Genomic DNA, 14,453 nt, shown 5'->3' with positions numbered 1-14,453 from the left:
TGGCTTTGGTGAACACGGACATCCGGTGGCGCGCCTTCGGTGACGGCGGCCCCAAGGTCGTGCTCCTGCACGGCGGTATGCAGACCTCGGCGAACTTCACGAGACTGGCCCATGAGCTGGCCGGCGACTTCACCGTCTATCTCCCGGATCGGCGCGGTCGCGGGTTCAGCGGCCCGGCCGCCCCCGGCCACGGCCTGCGGGCCGAGATCGCGGACCTGGCCGCGGTGCTCGACGAGACCGGCGCGCGCAACGTGTTCGGCCTCAGCTCCGGCGCGGTCATCGCGCTGCGGGCGGCCCTCGAACTGCCGATCGAGCGACTCGCGCTCTACGAACCCCCGCTCAAGCACGGCGGGCACGATCCGGTCGCCTGGCTTCCGAGGTACGAGGCGGAGCTGTCCCGTGGCCGGACCGCGGCCGCGTTCACCACGGTCGTGAAGGGCACCGGCGGCGCCCGGTTCGTGCCGCGCGCGGCGATGCTCCCGCTGGCCGGTCTCGCGGTGCGCAGTTCGGAGCTCGCCGATCTGGTGCCGACGATGCGACTCGACGCGGCGGTCGTCGAGGACGCGGCGGGCCCCCTGACCACGTATGCGCGGGTGACGGCGGAGACGTTGCTGCTCGGCGGGGACCGGTCCCCGGCGTACCTCAAAGCGGTCTTGAGCGGCCTTGAGCCGGTGCTGCCGCAAGCGTCCCGGGTGACCTTGACCGGCGTCGGTCATCTCGCCGCCGACAACAGCGGCAAGCCCGCCCTGGTCGCCGCGGAACTGCGGAGGTTCTTCGGATAGCGGAACCCGTAGACTGGCGTTCCGTGAGCCTCACCATCGGAATCGTCGGCCTGCCCAACGTCGGCAAGAGCACCCTTTTCAACGCCCTGACCAAGAACGACGTGCTCGCCGCGAACTACCCGTTCGCGACGATCGAGCCCAACGTCGGCGTGGTCGGACTGCCCGACGAGCGGCTGGGCAAGCTCGCCGAGCTGTTCAGCAGCGAGAAGATCCTGCCGGCGCCGGTGAGCTTCGTCGACATCGCCGGCCTGGTCCGGGGCGCCTCGAAGGGGCAGGGCCGGGGCAACGCGTTCCTCGCGAACATCCGCGACGCGTCCGCGATCTGCCAGGTCGTGCGCGCGTTCTCGGACCCGAACGTGCTGCACGTCGACGGGAAGGTGTCGCCGTCCGACGACATCGAGACGATCAACACCGAGCTGATCCTGGCCGACCTGCAGACGGTCGAGAAGGCGCTGCCGCGCCTGCAGAAGGAAGCGAAGCTCAAGAAGGACAAGGCGGCCACGGTGGCCGCCGCCGAGGCCGCGTTCAAGCTGCTCAACGACGGTGGCACGCTCTACCAGGGCGCCGCCGCGGCCGGCATCGAGCTGGAGCTGCTGGCCGAGCTGCACCTGCTGACCACCAAGCCGTTCCTGTACGTGTTCAACGTCGACGAGGCCGAGCTCGGCAACGCGGCGTTCCTCGACGAGCTGCGTGCCCTGGTCGCGCCGGCCGAGGCGGTGTTCATGGACGCCAAGATCGAGTCCGAGCTGATCGAGCTGGACGACGAGGAGGCGCTGGAGCTGCTCCAGTCCACCGGCCAGTCCGAGCCCGGGCTGAACCGGCTGATCCGGGTCGGCTTCGAGACGCTGGGCCTGCAGACCTACCTGACCGCCGGGCCGAAGGAGGCCCGTGCCTGGACCGTCCCGGTCGGCGCGACCGCCCCGGAGGCGGCCGGCGTGATCCACTCCGACTTCCAGCGCGGCTTCATCAAGGCCGAGATCGTCAGCTTCGACGACCTGATGACGGCCGGGTCGATGTCCGCGGCGAAGGCCGCCGGCAAGGTCCGCATGGAGGGCAAGGAATACATCATGAAGGACGGCGACGTGGTGGAGTTCCGCTTCAACGTCTGATTTCGTGTCGACGTTCGTCCGGCCGGATGCCACCCTCCCCGGGGTGGCTTCCGGCGCCGTTCGGGTGCGTCGCGATGCGGTAACACCATGGTATGGTCGATGCATGGCGAGGACGAAAAAGGTCACGATCACGCTGCCGGTGGAGCTGCTGGAGAGCATGAAGTCGCACACCGACAACGTCTCCGGTTACCTCACCGAGCTGGCCGAGCGGGCCGAGCGCCGCCGGCTCCTGCGCGAGGAACTGGACCGCTACCAGGGTGAGTTCGGGGCGTTCTCGGACGCGGAGATGGCGGAGGCCCGGGCGCTCCTGCACGGGACCGAGGAGGCGGAGCGCGCGGCGTGAGCCTCGAGTCGCTGGTGCTCGACTCGCAGGGCTTCTCGGGGTGGATCGATCGGGACCGCAAGGTGATGCGCCTGCTGGAGCAGGCGGAGCGGGACGGGGCCGATCTGGCCATGTCGGCCGCCACGATCATCGAGGTCTCCCACCCCGGCGTGGACGCCGCACGGCTGAGCTGGTTGCTGTCCCGGATCCGGGTGGAAGCGGTGACGAAGGAAAGTGCCCGTCGCAGTGCGCAGCTGCTGAAGGGGGCTGGGCTGCACGGGCACAAGTACGCCATCGACGCCATGGTCGCCGACGTCGCGCTGCGCCTGCCCGCACCGGTGGCCGTCCTGACGTCTGATGTGGACGACATGATCAAGCTGTGCGGGCGGCAGGTCCGGGTCATCGGGCTGTAGCCGGGTTTCTTCCACATCGGCCTTCGCTGCCCCCATCGGGTGATTCCAGGCACGCGGAGTGCGATTGACACCCCCGGTCTCGTGGGAACGTTCGTCCGTGTACGACGGACCACTTCGAGGGGTTGCCGATGTCTGACTGGGTTCTGGTGCCGTGTCTGGTAACGCTGCGGGCCGAGTTCAACGCCGTCTCCCCATCCCGCGACAAGGGTTCCGACGGGTCGATCGGGGACAGCGCGCACACGTCCTCGTCCGACCACACGCCGGATGAGGACTCGGACATCCTGCGTGACCACGACTCGGACTCGAAGAACGAGGTGCACGCCCTCGACATCGACAGTTCGGGGCCGTGGCCGGGTGGGGCCGCCTGGTTCGACCAGGCGGTCAAGGCCATCGTGGACCGGCATCGCACCGGTGCGGACGACCGGCTGCAGTACGTGATCTGGAACCACCGGATCGCGAACCGCTCGGTCGACAACTGGCGCTGGCGGACCTACACGTCGACGACGGATCCGCACACCGACCACGCGCACTTCTCGTCCCGGTACACGACCGCGCAGGAGCAGGACACCAGCCCGTGGGGGCTGCTGGAGGAGGACGACATGGCTCTGGCCAACGACCAGATCACGCTGACCGCCGACACCGCGAAGGAGCTCGGCCGCAAGGCCGGCGAGAAGATGACGGCGGCGACGTTGCTCCAGCTCGCGGTGATATACGCGGCGCGCGGCGACGACAAGGCGTCGGAGGCGAACGACCGCTACACGTCGATCGACTCCCGGCTCGGCGTGGTGGAGCAGTGGATCGCGTCGCTGTCGTCGCCGGCCACGCCGCCGCACCAGGTGGCGGCGGCGTTGCGGGCCGCGCTCGGCGACCGCGCCGCCGAGGTGGGCCGGATCTTGACCAGCCCGGCCTGACCGACACCGGACCACCCACGGCGATGATCAGCGGTGAATCCGCGCCTGCCTGCCAGAATGAAGCGTGATCAACACCCTGGGCGAGCGCGTCGCTCGCATCGTCTCCGAAGTGCTGGCGCCGGCCGTGCTGGTGGCGGCGCTGCTGGTCGCCGTGGGGTGGCACGCCGGTGACGCGCCCGGTGTCTCCCGTTGGTGGGGGCTGCCGGGCGCGATCTTCGCGGCGGTCATCCCGCTGGGGTACGTGTTGCACGGGGTGCGCACCGGCCGCCTCACCGACCATCACATCCCGGACCGGGCCGACCGGCGGCTGCCGCTGCTGTTCGGGGTCGCGTCGCTGACCGCCGGGCTGATCGTGCTGGTGCTGCTCGGCGCCCCCCGGGAGGTGCTGGCGCTGCTCGTCGCGGGCGGCACCGGGCTGGTGATCTTCGCGCTGGTCACGCACTGGTGGAAGATGTCGATACACGCCGGGGTGGCCGCCGGGACCCTGGCGACGATGATCGCGATCTACGGACCGGTGGCGCTGCTCGGGGCGCCGCTGGTGGTGCTCGGCGGGTGGGCCCGGGTGCGGCTGACCGCGCACACCCCGGCCCAGGTGGTGGTCGGCGCGCTGGCCGGCGCCGTCGTCGCCGGCACAATCTTCCCGGTGCTCCGCTGACAGCGAAGCCGACCAGAGAAGCGACCAGAAAAACCGAAACACATCTGCCGTACGGCCGTCGTACCGTGACCGCATGACGTGGACGATCGAGGAGCGCCCCTGGGACGACCCGGCCGGCGTGGCCCTCCGGCTGGCCCAACGCGCCGAGCTGGACGCCCGCTACGGATCCGATGACCACGAGCCGGGCGGCGCCCCGTCCGCCGCCGAGATCGACGTCTTCCTCGTAGCGACGCACGTGCGGGACGACGGCGCGACGGCGATCGGCTGCGGCGCGTTGCGACGGCTCGACGAGCACAGCGCCGAGGTCAAACGGATGTACGTGACCCCGGCCGGCCGCGGCTCCGGCGTCGCCCCCGCGATCCTCCGCGCCCTGGAGGCCGCCGCGAAACAGCGCGGCTGGCTGACGCTGCGTCTGGAGACCGGCACCGCCCAGCCCGACGCGATCCGCTTCTACCAGCGGGAGGGCTACCGGGAGATCCCGCTGTACGGCAAGTACCTCGGCTCCCCGATCTCCCGCTGTTTCGAGAAGGCGCTCCAGGCCCCGCCTCGCTCCGCATGATCGACGAGCCAGGGCCTAGCTCTCGGTCGCCATCGCCGAGAACGCCGCCGCCAGCCGTTCCAGGTCCAGCTCGCCCAGGTGGTCGAAGATGTGCCGGCGCACGCTGTCCAGGTGGGTCGGCCACGCCTCCCGCAGCCGCTCCAGCCCGCTCTCGGTGAGCACCGCGTTCGCCCCGCGGGCGTCCTCCTCGCACCGGATCCGTTTCAGGTAGCCGAGCGACTCCAGTTTCGCCGCGAGCCGGGTCATCCCGCTCAGCGACATGTCGCAGGCCGCGGCGAGCTCGCTCATCCGCATCCGCCGGTCCGGCGTCTCGGAGAGGTGCCGGAGCACCGAGTACTCACTGGCGGACATCCGCTGCTCGCGTATCAGGTCGGCGTCCAGCGCGCGGGGCACGACCAGAAGGAAGCGCCCGAGTGCGCGCATCACCGCCTCCTCCGCCGGGCTCAGGGGGACGGGGGGTCCAGATGCTGGCATGTCTGTGATCGTACGGCCGCCCCGCATCCCGCCCGCGGGGCCGGAACGGCGATATTTCGCCTCGTGGAGTGAACGATTCACGCGGTGACGGGCTGCGGCGGTCAGCATTTCGGGGGACTGTCGGACGCTTGCCTTTCGTTCCGGACAAGTCACAATGCTTTGGTGCAAAACCAGACAACTAGTGACTCAATGCAGCATCTGCTCGAATTGCCACGAAAGTCTTGGTGGGCCCGTCTGCCGTTCGGTGTTCGCATGCTCGCCGGGACCAGCGCGCTGCTGGCGCTCCTCAGCGGCGGGGTGGCCGGCGCCGCCGTGCTGTCCGGCGACGGCGGGCGGACCGCCGAGCAGACGCTGGCCGGTGACCCCGGCGCCGCGCACCTGGAACAGGACCCGGAGATCGTCAGCCGGGAGGCGGCGGCCGCCGAGCCGCTGCCGCAGCGGCACGTGCACGTCCCGGTGCAGCCCGCGCCCCCGATCGCCGGGCAGCCGGCCGAGACCGGCGCCGAGCTGAGCCGCGCCCGCGGCGAGGACCCGGCCGACCGGACCGGCCCGCGCGTCCCGCGCTCCTCGCGCACGGCCGCGGACAAGCCGGCGGCGAAGAAGAAGCCGGGGAGCAGCCACGCGAAGGCCGAGCCGGTCGTCACCACCCGGACCGACGTGGAGACCCAGCCCATCCCGTTCCGGACCCGGGTGGTCCGCGACGACTCGTTGCCGCAGGGCTTCCGCCGGGTGCAGACCCCGGGCACGCCGGGCGAGCAGACGATCCGCTACCTGGTCACGCTCGTCGACGGGAAGCCGTCCGGCCGGCGGGTGCTGGGCACCACGGTCACCCGGCAGCCGCAGCAGCGCGTGGTGGTCTTCGGCGTCCAGGAGGACTGCGCGAGCGCGCTGGACCTCTGCGTGCCGCTCGGCCGCCGGACCACGTGCCCGGACGAGCCGGCGCCCGCCACCCCGGCCCCGAGGACGACGGTCACCGAGACCGAGGACGGGCCGCCGACGGTCACCGACGAGGACCTCGCGCTGCTCGACCCGGATGCGCTCACCGACCTCAGGTGGGAACCGGCCACGGTGTGCTGAACCGGCCGGCCGATCGTCATAGGCTCGGGACATGGCACTCTCCGACGCCGAACTGACCGAGATGGCCCAGCGGCTGCTCACCGTTCCGGGGGTGGTCGGGGTCGTGCTCGGCGGCAGCCGCGACCGGCAGACGCACACGGTGGAGTCCGACACCGATCTGGGGCTCTACTACCGGGCGCCGTTCGACACCGACCGGCTCGGCGAGCTGGCGATCGCGGTCGCCGGCGCCAACGCCCGGGTCACCGCGCCGGGCGAGTGGGGGCCGTGGGTCGACGGCGGCGGCTGGCTGCGGATCGGCGACCACCCGGTGGACTGGCTCTACCGGGACCTGGACCGGGTGCACCGGAGCTGGGCCGACGCCGAGCAGGGCCGCTACGAGTTCCACGCACAGGGCGGACATCCGCTCGGGGTGCCGGACTTCGCGTACGCCGGCGAATTGGGTCTTGGCCGGATCCTGGCCGATCCGACCGGCGAGCTGGTGGCGCTGCAACGCCGCGTCCGGGTCTTTCCGAGGCCGTTGGCCGAGGCCCTGGTCACCCGGCTCTGGGAGGCGGACTTCCTGGTCGGCCTGGCCCGCAAGGGGGTCTCCCGGTCCGACACCAGCTACGTCGCGGGCTGCCTGTTCCGGCTGGTCGGGGTGTGTGCGCACGCGCTGCACGGCGCGGCCGGGCAGTGGCTGGTCAACGAGAAGGGCGCGGTGGCGGCGGCCGGTCGGCTGCCGGGCGCGCCGGCGAAGTTCCAGCAGCGGGTGGACGCCGCGTTCGCTGCGATCACCAGCGATCCGTTGCGGCTCACGCTGGCCATCGACATCGCCGCCGATCTCGTGCTGGAGACCACCGAGGCGTGCGCGATGATGTTGCGATGACCGCGGACATTCCTACCATTCTGGCCACCAGCGCGAGCTTCCAGCGCGGCCGGTACGGCCTCTTCGACATGCGGCCCGGCCGCATCCACCACTTCGCGGCGGAGCTGGCCAACGCCACCGAGGCTCCGAAGATCTGCGTGCTGACCCAGGCGACCGGTGACCCCGACGCCCGGATCGGCGCGTTCTACTCGGCCTTCGCCGGCACCAGGTTCACCATGTCCCACCTGCAGTTGTTCCCGATGCCGAACGTCGACGACATCCGCGCGCACCTGCTGGCCCAGGACATCATCTGGGTGGACGGCGGCAGCGTGGCGAACCTCTGCGCGCTCTGGCGGGTGCACGGGGTGGACGAGATCCTGCACGAGGCGTGGCAGGCCGGCGTGGTGATGAGCGGCGTGTCGGCCGGCTCGATCTGCTGGCACCAGGGCGGCAGCACCGACAGCTACGGGCTGGAGCTGCGCGGGTTCACCGACGGGCTGGGCTGGCTGCCGTACAGCAACGGCGTGCACTACGACCACGAGGAGCAGCGCCGCCCGAAGATGCACGAGCTGATCGGTGACGGCACGCTGTCGGATGGCTTCGCCACCGACGACGGCGCGGGGCTGGTCTACCGGGGCACCTCACTCGAGGCGGTGGTCGCGGATCGCGAAGGGCCGCTTGGGTACGAGCTGAAGCGCGCCGCCGACGGGACGGTCACCGAGACGCCGCTGCCGACCCGGGTTCTCCCGGAATATCCGAACTGACCGAGCCGGCGGCCGGGTCAGCGCAGCGCGACCGTGGCGAGGCCGGCGAGCACCGCCGTGAGCAGCAGCGCCAGGGTGAACACCGGGTTCGCGGCGAGCGGCCCGACCGGCCGGTGCGACCGGCCCCCTTCACCGCCGCCGATCGTCGGCGCGAGGCCGGGATCGCTGTCGAAGAGATCGTGGCTCGGCCGTCGGGTCAGCGGTTTCTGCAGGTGAGCCAGCATCGGTGAACGCCTCCAGGGGGCAGCGGCATCGATCGGTCGCGGGGACTCTCCCGGGTAGCATGCGGCGGGCCGGTCGGGGCGGCAATAGTTGCCGCGGACGACTCCTGGCCGACGGTTCAGTCTGGCATGCGACATCCGCCGTCCGGCCGTCGCGCACGGGCCGAACGGCCGAGCCGAAGCTCTTGCGGCCGCGACGAGAAAGCCCGCCGGCCGCCGGTACGTCTGGGATCTGACGGAGGCGGTCGGCGGGCGCTGACGTCAGGAGGCGTAGCCGAGGATCAGGTTGTGCGCGTGGTGGGCCTTGTCCGAGCCGCGGAACTCGACCTCGTAGACGTGCTGGCCCACGGTGATGGCGATCTCGCCACTGGAGAAGAACTGGCCGACCCAGCTCTTGTTGCTGACCACGCTGACCGAGCTCACCTTGTTGTAGGGGATGCTCGTGATCGCGAACTTCTTACCGACGAACGACTTGTCCTGGATGATGATCCGGCGGTTGGTCAGGCCCAGGAACCCGGTGCCCACGCCGATCGCGTCGTATACGGCGATGACCGTCTCGCCCTCGAGGAGGCCGCTCTCGACCTGCTCCAGCTGAGACTTGTTGTCATAGATCACGTCTGCCATGCGGCGCAGCGTAGCCCGAGATGGCTACGGATGCTCCAGCACGGTGCGATAGAAGTCCTCTATCCGGGCCGCCAGGGTGACCTCACCGTCCGTGATGGCGTCGCCGTCCCGCTCACCGAGGCAGATCTGGGTGTGCCCGTCGACGCGCCGGATCATCGGCCGGATCGAGAGTGTGTCCGCCGCCACCTTGATCCGCTCGGTCAATGCGGCATGCTGGCTGTCGTCGCACGCGAGATCGCGGCGCAGCTGCACGCCGTCCCGGGTCCAGCCGCTCAACAGCGCGAGGGCGTCGCTCAGATAGTCCGAGCCGGTATTGGTCCGGCGTTTTCTAGCCCGCATGGCACCACCCCCCAAAGCGTCGTTGCCGGCTTGTGGCCGAACTGTCGCCGTGTCGTCATGGTCGGTACGCACAGTCTCGTCCGTTGGGACAGTGATGTCCACGCCCACATATCCGCGTTTGGGGGACGATCGGGGCGGCTCGGGCAACCTGATCGGCGAAGTTTTGTGCGATCTTGTTTCTCATGCCGTCGGAACAGTACGTCAAGCGCCTGCCATCACCCAGGGTGATTGTGGCGGCGGCGATCATCGAGGGTGGGCGGGTTCTCGCCTGCCAGCGCAGCGCCCCGCCGGAGGCGGCCGGCAAGTGGGAGTTCCCCGGCGGCAAGGTCGAGCGCGGCGAGACCGACCAGCAGGCGCTGGCCCGCGAATGCGTGGAGGAGCTCGGCATCAGCGTCGAGGTCGGCGACCGGGTCGGCCCGGACGTGCCGCTGGCCCACGGCCGGGCCGTGCTCCGGGTCTACGCCGCCGCGGTGCTCGACGGCGGCGTGCCGGAGGCGCTGGAGCACATGGCTCTGCGCTGGCTGGCCGTGGACCAGTTGGACAGTGTCCCGTGGCTGCCGGCGGACGTCCCGATCGTTGCCGAGCTGCCGAAACTACTGGCCTGAGTACTGCTTGCGCAGCTCCCGCTTGAGGACCTTCATGCTCGGCCCGAGCGGGAGCGACTCGGCGAACCGCACCTGCCGCGGGTACTTGTGCTTGCCCAGCCGCTCGCGCGACCAGTCGATCAGCTCCTGCTCGGTCAAGCCCTTCTCGTCGAGCACCACCACCGCGCAGATCTCCTCGCCGTGCGTAGGGTCAGCCACGCCGATCACCGCGACCTGCTGGATCGCCGGGTGCCGGGCGAGGGTCTCCTCCACCTCGCGGGGGTAGACGTTGAAGCCGCCGCGGATGATCAGATCCTTGGTCCGGTCGACGATGCTGATGAAGCCCTCGTCGTCCTTGATCCCCAGGTCACCGGTACGGAACCAGCCGTCGACGATGGCCTCGGCGGTCGCCTCCGGGCGGTTCAGGTAGCCGGCGAAGATGTTGTGCCCGCGGATCACGATCTCGCCCAGCTCGCCGTCCGGCAGGAACTCGATGCGTTCCGGCACCTCGGGCCGGGCGATCTCCACCTCGACGCCCCAGATCGGATGCCCGACGGTGCCGGGCTTGGCGCCGTACGCCGGCTGGTTGGTGGTCGCCGTAGGCGATGTCTCGGAAAGACCGTAGCCCTCCCAGATGTGCGAGCCGAACGTCTCGGCGAACCGCTCCAGCACGGCGACCGGCAGCGACGCCCCACCGGAGACGCAGAGCTTGAGCTTGGGCAGCTGCTCGGCCTTCGCCGCCGCCTCCAGCAGGCCGATGTACATGGTCGGCACGCCGTGGAAGATCGTCACGTGCTCCCGCAGGATCAGGTCGATCGCCGCCTCGCCGGAGAACCGGGGCAGCAGCACGAGCGTCCCGCCGAGCCGGAACGTCGCGTTCATCCCGACCGTCTGGCCGAACGTGTGGAACAGCGGCAGACAGCCCAGCACGATGTCGTCGCCGGTGAGCGGGTGCACGTCGAACACGTTCACCGCGGCGTTCATCACCAGGTTGAGGTGGGTGAGCAGGGCGCCCTTCGGCTGGCCGGTGGTGCCGCTGGTGTAGAGGATCACCGCGACGTCCTCGGCCTCGCGGGTCACGTAGGTGCGCAGCGCCGGGACGCCGGCGGACACCTCCTCCAGGCGCCGCGGCGGGCTCGGCAGCTCGGCCGGCAGCGGCCCGACGTTGACCAGCGGGGTGCCGGCGAGCTGTGCCGCGGCCGCGCCCACCTGCAGGAACGCGGAGTGGGTGACGATCAGGTCGGCCTGGCTGTCGGTCAGCACGTAGGCCACCTCGGCCGGCTGGAGCAGCAGCGACACCGGCACCACCCGGGCGCCCACGGCCAGCGCGGCGTAGTAGACCCGCGGGAAGTCGGCGACGTTCGGGATCATCACGGCGACCGTGCTGCCCGGGCCGACGCCGAGCGCCTGCAGGCCGGCCGCGTACTCCCGGGTCTGCTGCCACAGCTCCCGATAGGTGATCCGGGCGCCCGCGTCGACCACCGCGACCTTCTCCGGGTACCGGCGTGCGCTCTCCGCCAGAACTGTGGCCAGGGACAGAGTCGTCATGCTGGTTCCCCTCAGGAGTGATGTACGTCGCAGCTTCCGCATAAACTAGCGGCGTAAGTTTTTGCGCGTCCAGTGTTGATTGCTGATTTCCAGGGAGTTGCCAACATGGCCCGGCCGAGACAGGCGCTGCTGACCCGCGAGCGCATCGTCGAGGCCGCCTCCGCGCTGATCGACGCGGAGGGCCTGGACGCGCTGTCGATGCGCCGGCTCGCCACCGAGCTCGGCGTGCAGGGCCCGTCGCTCTACAACCACTTCGCGACCAAGGCCGAGATCGTCGACGCGGTCGCCGAGTCGGTGGTCGCCGAGGTGGACATCGGGGTGTTCGCCGACTGCGACTGGCGGGACGGGCTGCGGCTCTGGGCGAAGTCGTACCACGCGGTGCTCGCCGCCCACCCGCACATCATCCCGGTGCTGGCCACCGGGCCCGGCCGCCGGCCGTACGGGCTGGCCATGGCCGAGGCCGTCTACGGCGCGCTGATCGACGCCGGCTGGTCCCGCACCCGGGCCACCCACATCGGCGCGCTGATGCGATACCTGATCACCGGGTCCGCGCTCGGCTCGTTCGCGCTCGGCTTCGAGAGCGACCCCGAGCTGTACGACCGCTATCCGCACCTGCACCGCGCCCACGAGCTGTCGGCCCATCGCGCCGCGGTCGACGAGGGCGCGTTCGAACTCGGGCTGGACGTGCTCATCGCCGGCCTGTCCGACCACTACGACCAGGGGGTACGCCGATGACGTCGGAATTCCGCGAACAGCTCTACATCGGTGGCGCGTGGGTGCCGCCGGACTCCAGCGAGCGGATCGAGGTGGAGAACCCGTACACCGAGCAGGTCATCGGGCACGTCCCGGCCGGCACGCCGGAGGACGTGAACCTCGCTGTCTCGGCCGCCCGGCAGGCCTTCGACGGCTGGTCCGCGCTGCCGATGGCGGAGCGCGGCGCCCACCTGGACCGCCTGCACCGGGCGCTCGCGGCCCGCGCCGCGGACATCGCCCGCACGGTCGGCCAGGAGCTCGGGACACCGGTCAAGATCGCGCAGGCGGTCCAGGCGGGCCTGCCCCTCACGGTCCTTCGGGGGTACGCCGATCTGGCGCTCGCGCCCGCGGAGGAACGGACCATCGGCAACTCGCTGATCGTGCGCGAGGCGGCCGGCGTGGTCGGTGCGATCACCCCGTGGAACTATCCGCTGCACCAGGTGGTGGCGAAGGTCGGCGCGGCGCTCGCGGCCGGCTGCACGGTGGTGCTCAAGCCGAGCGAGCTCACGCCGCTGGTGGCGTACCTGCTGCTCGACGCGGCCGACGAGGCCGGCCTGCCGCCCGGCGTGCTCAACCTGGTCACCGGCACCGGCGCCGCGGTGGGCGCGGCGATCGCCGGCCACCCGGACGTCGACCTGATCTCGTTCACCGGTTCCACCGCGACCGGCCGGGCCATCACCCACGCCGCCGCCGACCGGATCGCCAAGGTCTCCCTGGAGCTCGGCGGCAAGTCGGCGAACGTGATCCTGGACGACGCCGACCTGGTCAAGGCGGTCAAGGTCGGGGTCGGCAACGCGTTCCTGAACTCCGGGCAGACCTGCACGGCGTGGACCCGGATGCTGGTGCACCGCGGTCACTACGACGAGGCGGTCGCGCTCGCGGCCAAGACCGCGGCCGGTTACACCGTCGGCGACCCGTTCGACCCGGCCACCCGGCTCGGCCCGCTGGTCTCCGCCGCCCAGCGCGACCGGGTCCGCGGCTTCATCGAGCGGGCGCGGGCCCGGCTGGTGGCCGGCGGACTGGACGCGCCGCTGCCGGACACCGGGCACTTCGTCGCGCCGACCGTCTTCGCCGACGTCGACCCGGACAGCGAGCTGGCCCAGGAGGAGATCTTCGGCCCGGTGCTGTCGATCATCCCGTTCGACTCCGACGACGAGGCCGTCGAGATCGCCAACAATTCGAAGTACGGCCTGGCCGGTGGCGTCTGGGGCGGCGACGAGCACGCCCTGGCGGTGGCCCGGCGGATCCGGACCGGCGCGGTGGACGTGAACGGCGGCTCGTTCAACCCGTTCGCCCCGTTCGGCGGGTACAAGCAGTCCGGCGTCGGCCGGGAGCTGGGTCAGTTCGGCCTGGAGGAGTTCCAGCAGGTCAAGGCGATTCAGCGATGACCCACTATGTGCCCGGGCTGGTCGTTCGCGAGCCGGACGGGCCGGCCACCGTCGAGGAGCTGCGCCTGCCCGAGATCGGGCCCGGCCAGGTCCGCGTCCGGGTCCGGGCGGCCGGCGTCTGCCACTCCGACCTGTCGATGATCAACGGGACGTTGCGCCCGCCGCACCCGCTCGTCCTCGGCCACGAGGCGGCCGGCGAGGTCGTCGAGATCGGCGAGCACGTCACCCGGGCCGCGGTCGGCGACCACGTGGTGCTGAACTGGCAGCCGCCGTGCCGGCACTGCTGGTTCTGCGAGCGCGGGCAGCCGTGGCTCTGCTCCACGTCGTCCGGCGTCGCGGCGCTGGAGAACGGGATCACGCTCGACGGCGCGCCGGTGCACGTGACCCTCGGGCTGGGCGCGTTCGCCGAGCAGGTGGTGGCCCCGGAGAACGCGGTCATCGCCGTACCGTCGCAATTGGATTTTGACGTTGCGGCGCTCCTCGGGTGCGCGGTGCTGACCGGGTCCGGCGCGGTCCGGAACACCGCGAACGTGCAGCCGGGCGAATCGGTGCTGGTCATCGGGCTCGGCGGGGTCGGCCTGTCGGTCGTCGCGGCGGCCCGGGCGGCCGGCGCCGGCCAGGTCATCGCGGTCGACGTCAGCGAGGCGAAGAAGGGGCTGGCCGAGGCGGCCGGCGCGACCGACTTCGTGGTGTCGACGGACGCGCTCTCCAAGGACATCCGGGTGCGCACCGAGGGACGCGGCGCCGACCACGCCATCGAATGCGTCGGCCGGGCGTCGACGATCCGCGCCGCGTGGCGGGCCACCCGGCGCGGCGGCCAGGTCACCGTGGTCGGGATGGGCGCGGCCGACGACCTGGTGCAGATCGCCGCGCTCGACATCTTCTCGTCGGCGCGGACGTTGCGGGCCTCGGTCTACGGCCAGGCCGACCCGGACGTGGCGGTGCCCGCGCTGGCCCGGGACGTGCTCGACGGCCGGTTGTCGCTCGACCACCTGATCACCGACCGGATCGAGCTGGCCGGCGTGCCGGCCGCCTTCGAGCGGATGGCCCGGGGCGAGGGCGCCCGGTCGGTCGTCCGGCTCTGAT

The 14,453-nt window shown here is 71.2% G+C and carries 19 protein-coding genes; 14 read left to right on the top strand and 5 right to left on the bottom strand.

The window, feature by feature from the left end:
* Window positions 1–8: 8 nt before the first annotated feature.
* The 7 genes from L3i22_RS49650 (at window position 9) to L3i22_RS49620 (ending at window position 4,751) form a co-directional block, all read left to right on the top strand.
* On the top strand, window positions 9–782 hold the full coding sequence (locus L3i22_RS49650; RefSeq protein ID WP_370644317.1) for an alpha/beta fold hydrolase: 774 nt from the start codon (window positions 9–11) through the stop codon (window positions 780–782).
* Window positions 783–805: 23 nt separating this feature from the next.
* Complete coding sequence (ychF, locus tag L3i22_RS49645) at window positions 806–1,891, top strand: redox-regulated ATPase YchF (RefSeq protein WP_221324343.1); 1,086 nt, start codon at window positions 806–808, stop codon at window positions 1,889–1,891.
* Between the two features lie 103 nt (window positions 1,892–1,994).
* The gene (locus L3i22_RS49640) at window positions 1,995–2,234 is read left to right on the top strand and encodes a hypothetical protein (protein ID WP_221324342.1); all 240 of its coding nucleotides are present in this window, start codon (window positions 1,995–1,997) and stop codon (window positions 2,232–2,234) included.
* Window positions 2,231–2,626, top strand: a complete 396-nt coding sequence (locus tag L3i22_RS49635; RefSeq protein ID WP_221324341.1) for a PIN domain-containing protein — start codon at window positions 2,231–2,233, stop codon at window positions 2,624–2,626. The genes L3i22_RS49640 and L3i22_RS49635 overlap by 4 nt, the downstream gene beginning before the upstream one ends.
* 128 nt (window positions 2,627–2,754) lie before the next feature.
* On the top strand, window positions 2,755–3,537 hold the full coding sequence (locus L3i22_RS49630; protein WP_221324340.1) for a hypothetical protein: 783 nt from the start codon (window positions 2,755–2,757) through the stop codon (window positions 3,535–3,537).
* Between the two features lie 64 nt (window positions 3,538–3,601).
* Window positions 3,602–4,192, top strand: coding sequence for a phosphoesterase PA-phosphatase (locus L3i22_RS49625; RefSeq protein ID WP_221324339.1), 591 nt, complete (start codon window positions 3,602–3,604; stop codon window positions 4,190–4,192).
* 73 nt (window positions 4,193–4,265) lie between these two features.
* Window positions 4,266–4,751, top strand: a complete 486-nt coding sequence (locus L3i22_RS49620) for a GNAT family N-acetyltransferase (protein ID WP_221324338.1) — start codon at window positions 4,266–4,268, stop codon at window positions 4,749–4,751.
* A gap of 15 nt (window positions 4,752–4,766) precedes the next feature.
* On the opposite strand, the gene L3i22_RS49615 is transcribed toward L3i22_RS49620, so the two are convergent.
* Window positions 4,767–5,174 carry a MarR family winged helix-turn-helix transcriptional regulator gene (locus L3i22_RS49615; protein ID WP_255657728.1) on the bottom strand — a complete coding sequence of 136 codons (408 nt, stop codon included), beginning with the start codon at window positions 5,172–5,174 and terminating at the stop codon, window positions 4,767–4,769.
* Between the two features lie 303 nt (window positions 5,175–5,477).
* Between L3i22_RS49615 and L3i22_RS49610 the strand changes: the two genes are divergently transcribed.
* The 3 genes from L3i22_RS49610 to L3i22_RS49600 are packed head-to-tail and all read left to right on the top strand — an operon-like array spanning window position 5,478 to window position 7,910.
* Entirely contained in the window at window positions 5,478–6,302 is an 825-nt protein-coding gene (locus L3i22_RS49610) for a G5 domain-containing protein (RefSeq protein WP_221324336.1), read from the top strand.
* A 31-nt stretch (window positions 6,303–6,333) separates the two neighbouring features.
* On the top strand, window positions 6,334–7,167 hold the full coding sequence (locus tag L3i22_RS49605) for a DNA polymerase subunit beta (protein ID WP_221324335.1): 834 nt from the start codon (window positions 6,334–6,336) through the stop codon (window positions 7,165–7,167).
* The gene (locus L3i22_RS49600; RefSeq protein WP_221324334.1) at window positions 7,164–7,910 is read left to right on the top strand and encodes a peptidase E; all 747 of its coding nucleotides are present in this window, start codon (window positions 7,164–7,166) and stop codon (window positions 7,908–7,910) included. Before L3i22_RS49605 ends, L3i22_RS49600 begins: the two co-directional genes overlap by 4 nt.
* Window positions 7,911–7,927: 17 nt before the next feature.
* On the opposite strand, the gene L3i22_RS49595 is transcribed toward L3i22_RS49600, so the two are convergent.
* The 3 genes from L3i22_RS49595 to L3i22_RS49585 all read right to left on the bottom strand — a co-directional run bounded on the left by L3i22_RS49595 (window position 7,928) and on the right by L3i22_RS49585 (window position 9,094).
* Window positions 7,928–8,134, bottom strand: coding sequence for a hypothetical protein (locus L3i22_RS49595; RefSeq protein ID WP_221324333.1), 207 nt, complete (start codon window positions 8,132–8,134; stop codon window positions 7,928–7,930).
* Between the two features lie 258 nt (window positions 8,135–8,392).
* Entirely contained in the window at window positions 8,393–8,755 is a 363-nt protein-coding gene (locus L3i22_RS49590) for a PH domain-containing protein (protein WP_221324332.1), read from the bottom strand.
* Between the two features lie 24 nt (window positions 8,756–8,779).
* On the bottom strand, window positions 8,780–9,094 hold the full coding sequence (locus tag L3i22_RS49585) for a pterin dehydratase (protein WP_221330541.1): 315 nt from the start codon (window positions 9,092–9,094) through the stop codon (window positions 8,780–8,782).
* A gap of 182 nt (window positions 9,095–9,276) precedes the next feature.
* Between L3i22_RS49585 and L3i22_RS49580 the strand changes: the two genes are divergently transcribed.
* Window positions 9,277–9,699 carry a (deoxy)nucleoside triphosphate pyrophosphohydrolase gene (locus L3i22_RS49580; protein WP_221324331.1) on the top strand — a complete coding sequence of 141 codons (423 nt, stop codon included), beginning with the start codon at window positions 9,277–9,279 and terminating at the stop codon, window positions 9,697–9,699.
* On the opposite strand, the gene L3i22_RS49575 is transcribed toward L3i22_RS49580, so the two are convergent.
* Window positions 9,688–11,226: a long-chain fatty acid--CoA ligase gene (locus L3i22_RS49575; RefSeq protein ID WP_221324330.1), complete on the bottom strand. Its 1,539-nt coding sequence runs from the start codon at window positions 11,224–11,226 to the stop codon at window positions 9,688–9,690. The genes L3i22_RS49580 and L3i22_RS49575 overlap by 12 nt on opposite strands.
* Before the next feature lie 105 nt (window positions 11,227–11,331).
* Between L3i22_RS49575 and L3i22_RS49570 the strand changes: the two genes are divergently transcribed.
* From L3i22_RS49570 to L3i22_RS49560, 3 genes are read left to right on the top strand one after another with little or no spacing between them, the layout of a single operon-like run.
* Complete coding sequence (locus L3i22_RS49570) at window positions 11,332–11,961, top strand: TetR/AcrR family transcriptional regulator (protein WP_221324329.1); 630 nt, start codon at window positions 11,332–11,334, stop codon at window positions 11,959–11,961.
* Window positions 11,958–13,367 carry an aldehyde dehydrogenase family protein gene (locus tag L3i22_RS49565; RefSeq protein WP_221324328.1) on the top strand — a complete coding sequence of 470 codons (1,410 nt, stop codon included), beginning with the start codon at window positions 11,958–11,960 and terminating at the stop codon, window positions 13,365–13,367. The genes L3i22_RS49570 and L3i22_RS49565 overlap by 4 nt, the downstream gene beginning before the upstream one ends.
* The gene (locus L3i22_RS49560) at window positions 13,364–14,452 is read left to right on the top strand and encodes an alcohol dehydrogenase catalytic domain-containing protein (protein WP_221324327.1); all 1,089 of its coding nucleotides are present in this window, start codon (window positions 13,364–13,366) and stop codon (window positions 14,450–14,452) included. The genes L3i22_RS49565 and L3i22_RS49560 overlap by 4 nt, the downstream gene beginning before the upstream one ends.
* The last annotated feature ends 1 nt before the right edge of the window (window position 14,453 follow it).

Source organism: Actinoplanes sp. L3-i22 (assembly GCF_019704555.1).
Classification (GTDB): Bacteria; Actinomycetota; Actinomycetes; order Mycobacteriales; family Micromonosporaceae; genus Actinoplanes.
This window is presented reverse-complemented; position numbering and strand designations above follow the sequence as displayed.